The 5,158-nt window shown below is 45.0% G+C and carries 4 protein-coding genes and 1 pseudogene; 2 read left to right on the top strand and 3 right to left on the bottom strand.

The features are described from left to right. The 3 genes and pseudogenes from JF818_RS07255 to JF818_RS07245 all read right to left on the bottom strand — a co-directional run. Positions 1-268 (bottom strand): annotated as a pseudogene (locus tag JF818_RS07255) (sugar ABC transporter permease); the annotation flags it as partial. 66 nt (positions 269-334) lie between these two features. Beyond that, complete coding sequence (locus tag JF818_RS07250; protein ID WP_198891361.1) at positions 335-1,633, bottom strand: ABC transporter substrate-binding protein; 1,299 nt, start codon at positions 1,631-1,633, stop codon at positions 335-337. 379 nt (positions 1,634-2,012) lie between these two features. Next, a complete protein-coding gene (locus JF818_RS07245) occupies positions 2,013-2,909 on the bottom strand; it encodes a proline iminopeptidase-family hydrolase (protein ID WP_198891360.1) in 897 nt (298 codons plus the stop codon). A gap of 180 nt (positions 2,910-3,089) precedes the next feature. On the opposite strand from JF818_RS07245, the gene JF818_RS07240 reads away from it, so the two are divergent. Further along, a complete protein-coding gene (locus JF818_RS07240) occupies positions 3,090-3,551 on the top strand; it encodes a hypothetical protein (protein ID WP_198891359.1) in 462 nt (153 codons plus the stop codon). 423 nt (positions 3,552-3,974) lie between these two features. Beyond that, positions 3,975-5,158 (top strand): NAD(P)H-dependent oxidoreductase (locus JF818_RS07235; RefSeq protein ID WP_233066711.1); only part of this gene is annotated, 1,184 nt, incomplete at its 3' end.

The following is a 5,158-nucleotide window of genomic DNA, read 5'->3' as shown; positions in this document are numbered from 1 at the left end:
GTGCAAGGACAGTTTTCAGTCCACTGGTAAGAAAAGCGTAGATGAAAGTGTTTTTCAGACCGATTGATAGCATGGGGTCTGACAAGAAGGAAATATAGTTTTCCATTCCAATATAGGTCGAATCAAAAATCGTCCACCGAGTCAAGCTGAAGTAGAATGCAGACAAGGTTGGTATGATAAAGAAAATAAAAAATGCTGTTACAGCAGGTACATAAAACCAGTTAGGATAGGTCTTCATCATTCCCCGCTGAATCGTATTCTTTTTCATGAGTACCTCCAAGATGAGAACAACCATCCCCTGCATGCAAGGGATGGTTGCAACAATCAAAGAATCTTACCAGCCTGCAAGACCCAACTGCTTTGCCTGATTGGCAACGTCCTTGTCATAGTTGACAGCAGCTTCCATTGGACTCATTTGTCCAGTACCTACTGCAACACAGAACTGCTCAAGACGAGGTCCCTTTACAGGAGAGAGGAACTCGAGTGCAGGTGCGGAGTTTCCAGAGTCAATATATCCGGAGATATCCTTAACAGCAGGAAGCACATCTTCAGGAAGTTCTGCACCGATGACCAAGTAAGGACCGGAAGGAGGAATCTCCTTGTTCATGTCTGCAATACCTTCAGGAGAGACGGTGTAAGCCAGGAAGCGCTTTACAGCTTCAAGCTTTGCTCCAGTAGTTGTCTGAGGTACATAGTTTGCAGAAAGCATCCAGATGGTTGCTCCATTCTTGTCAGCACTCTGGCCTGGCTGTGCAAAGAAACCGATGTCCTCAGCTTTATCAGGCCAGTTTGAAGTGATGTTTCCCAAAGCCATGGAAAGCATTGGGTAGTGAGCGCCCTTGCCGTTTGCCAGCATTTCAAGACCTTGGTCATACTTTGCCGTAGCGAACCCGCTCTGGTACCAGCCCTTATCATAAGCTTCCTTCAGGTGTTCAAAACCTTTGATGGCTGCAGGAGTGTTTGCGTACTTGATCTTGTTTTCAGTGTACAATTGAGCAAAGTCAGGAACTTCTGCCTGTACATTGTAGTAATCTGCAAGAACAAAGAGCTGACTGGTCCAGCTATCACCAAAGGTAGCGATAACAGGAGCAATGCCTGCTTTCTTGATCTTTTCATTGTTTGCAGCAAACTCGGCCCAAGTCTTGGGAATACTAAGTCCCAATTCTTCGTAGACTCTCTTGTTGTAGAGAATACCACCACCCATTGCGGTCTGGTTGGGTACGCCGTATACAGCACCATTTTGAGAAACGGTCATCTTGAATGCTTCATCAACCACATCCATGAAGGGCTCGTCTGCAAGGTCAACCAAGGTATCACTTGGATTGAGTGCCTGCAAGAGGGATCCGGCATTGTAGAAGAACATGTCATTCATTTCACCGGTTGCCAGACGTGTCTTGGTGATGTTGTCTCCATCACTTCCACCTGGGCGAAGCTCAAGTTCAATCTTTACATCAGGGTTCAGTGCCATAAAGCCTTCGGCTGCGGCTCTTGCCTGATACTGGTCACTACCACTTGCGACCAAATAGGAGAGGGTGACTGGACCCTCTTCTTTGGCAGCTTCCTGCTGACCCGCTGCGAACAGCGTGAACGGAATCAACGAGATGAGTAGAAATACCGCTACTTTTTTCAACATATAGTCCTCCATTTTTCTTTAGGTTATTCAAATAACCTAGTAAACCAATAACATTTCAGCATTAATCATTCCCCACATGCTCGCAATAAGCAAAACCCATTTGTGGTAAACAACTTCTGCCAGAATCATCAAACATACTTCCTTTATATTAGGATATGCCTAAGATTCTCCTTCCTTTTTAGGACATTGACACATATCATGCTTAAACATCCTATCTATAGCATACAACCGCTTTTTCAAACGCGCCTACACAAATCATTCAATTTTTAGCACGATTTTGCCATTACTAGATGCTGATACGTAACTATCGATATATAAAGTCTATACTCCTTAATCCAGAAACAAGCCTGCCACATGGTTCTGCAGCAGGCTTGTTTCCTTATACCTTGTTAATAAACTGTTTCAATCCTCCATGGTACCCTTCTGGGTCATCCCACATGGCCATATGTCCTGCATTTGGGCAGTATAGGTATTCACCCTTCGGCAGCTGCTTGGACATCCACTCCATATAGGCTGGATCCATGGTGTCATACTCTGCTCCAATGACCAAGGTGGGTATGGTAATCTTGGGCAGGTCTTTTGACCTATCCCATGTTTCCAGTACGCCTGCAATTCCGAATTCACTGGGACCTTGCATATAGACATAGAGGTCCTGGTTGGCGTGGCTGAGTGAGGAGGTCACACACTGTGGCCATTCATCCATCGGACGTCTCAGAACATGGCGCTCGTAGTAGGGAACCAATAAAGCCTCGTACTCTTCGCTGGTATACTGACCGGCCGCTTCCAGTTCCTTGATGCGTTTCAGAACTGCGGGATCCATCTGTGGCCCCAGTACATCATCAGCATACTTCTGATAGGCAATGCAGTCGGCCATCATGTTGCTTATGATCAGGCCCTTCAATGCCTCAGGGTGAGCGAGTGCATATTCCATTGCCAACACACCACCCCATGAGTGGCCTAGTAGGAAGAAATTATCCGGCCCCAAGCCCAAGGCTTTTCTTACTTGGTCTACTTCATCGACAAATCGCTCAATGGTCCAGAAAGAACGATCTGCAGGATTGTCTGAGTTGTGACTCCCGAGTTGATCATAATAGATGTATTCGATGTCACTATCTCTGAAATGCTCTTCAAAACTCTTGAAGTACTCATGGCTCATGCCAGGCCCGCCATGTAATAGCAACAGTCTCTTGCTTGGGTTATTGCCACAGCGCTGCACCCAGACATTGAATTCCCCCTGCGGGGTCTTGATTGGAATCATCTTTGTCTCTCGTTCCATACATTCCTCCTTGCTAGGATTGTTACCTCTAGTGTACCTCATCTACCCACACATTGCAGTGAGAAAATCATCTGAGATGCATTCCAGATTCCTTGCGCTCGCAAAAAAGGTGCGGTAAGGTAAATATGGTTAATGCATTACATTTAGCACATTTTGTATGTAATTTATGAGGAGCCTACCATGAAGAAATCGATCATCTACCTACTTCTGGCACTAGTATTAATCCTTGGTGCAGGGTGTAATTTATTTCCATATTTTGGGAAAACTGTGTATTTCTACGAAATGGCAGGGCGAGGTAACAATGATTCTACCTTCAGGCTCATGCACCAAAGTGGAGGGCATACCATAGTTATGAGTAGGGGAAAAGAAAATGTAGAATTAAGCCATGATGAAGCAGAAGCTTTAATTTCACAAACAATCTTTATACTAGAGCTGGATGGCGAAGCATTGGATAGGGTTACAGGGAGCAAATCAGTTGATGAGCTTGGTAATTCGGGATGGCATGTGGTGGAAACTTTTATCTTACCTGAATTAAGAAAAGGCACCTTCACACTGTATGGAGAAACTAAGTTCTATGATATGCAGCATGAAGGTCAACCGGTCCCTTACCGTCACAATGAGGTGACTCTGAAAATACTATAGTTGGTAAATCTTTGGTTGATGATTTTTTCCCGGTTAAGATAAGAGGGGGATGTTTTGCTGTTTCGTTCGATCAACATGAGAAGTGTTTTTAGTTTCATCGGTCTATTGTGCTTGGTGTTCATGGTTTCATGTAGTCCTGATACTCCTAGTGTGATTCCAGTCGAGCAAATCAGCGTATCCAGTGATGTTGCCTACGTAGTTGAAGGGGAAACCCTTCAGCTGCATGCTGTAGTCACTCCCTCTAAAGTTTCAGAAGACCTGTGAGCTTTGGGATGATGACAAACTCTTTGAGATCAAACCCTTGGGTCCAACCCTCTAAATGTAATTGAGATATATCTTCAATCTATTTTCATTGATAATTGCCCTCCATGCTGTACACTGAAACCTAAGAAAACAGTACTGAAAGCATAAGGAATGGTGATAATGAAACCAACCAATGTAGTTGTGGTCAATGCTAGTCCCAAAGGTGAATTCAGCTTGAGTTTGCAGTATGCAAAATACTTGTTGGTTCATGACCCTGATATTGAAGCAAGCATCATCCATGTTGGGGAAAACCTAACTATGATGGAGTATGATGAGGTTTGGCTTTCTGACACCTTTGATGCGCTTGATGCCTGTGATATGGTCATCTGGGCTACCCCGGTGTATACCATGCTTGTTCCCTGGCAGCTTGTTCGCTTCTTCGACCTCATGAGAGAACAGGGAAGACAGACGATACTTGCTGGCAAGTATGCAACGTGTATCATGAGTTGCTTTCATTACTACGACCACCTTGCTGAAGAATGGCTGCGTGGGACCTGTGAAGATCTTGGCATGGCCTTTATGGAAGGTTTGAGTGTAGACAACAAGGATATGTTGCAAGCTGACTTTAGGAAGAGTATGCGGTTTTTCATGCAGGATCTTCATAGAGCGTGCATCAATCGTACTCCTGTTCCTAGAAGAAGCATACCAATTCGTTATGATACCTCTTTTCACTTTCAGCCTCAGTCGATAGGAACAACAGGGGAGAAAAAGAAAGACATCCGTACTGTCTTATTGACTGATGAATACCAGAAGGACGGCAATCTTTCGCGCATGATTGAAGTCTTCCTGGCTTCCTATCCTAATGCTGTTGAAGTAATCGATATTAACACATTCCCATATGAAGGAGCCTGCCAAGGCTGCTTGCGATGTGAGCTGGTAGGTGAGTGTGACAGAAAGGATGGTTTCCAAGTCTTCTACCAAGACTTGGTTAACTCCTGTGACGTATTGGTGCATGCGATGAACCTGGAAGGAAGGTTCCTGAAACCCGTGTGGAAGCTGTTCCTTGACCGTACGTTCGCAAATGGGCATCGGACCAGCATGATGGGTAAACACTCCGCGTACCTTGTCTCTGGTCCTTTATATCAACTGCCGAACGTACGACAGTTCTTGGAAGGAAAGGACCGAGTAGGAAAAGAGAACTCAATGGGAATTATCAGTGATGAGGAAAAAGATTCTGAGCGGTTGCAGGCTATGATCACAGATCTGGCTTGTCGACTCGATCGTGCGAGCCGTGCTGGGTACCAGAAAGGGGTGAACTTCCTTGGTGTTGGTGGAATGAAAATCTTTCGTGACCTGATCTATGG

It is taken from the genome of Sphaerochaeta sp. S2, assembly GCF_016406725.1.
In the GTDB taxonomy this organism is placed as follows: Bacteria; Spirochaetota; Spirochaetia; order Sphaerochaetales; family Sphaerochaetaceae; genus Sphaerochaeta.
This window is presented reverse-complemented; position numbering and strand designations above follow the sequence as displayed.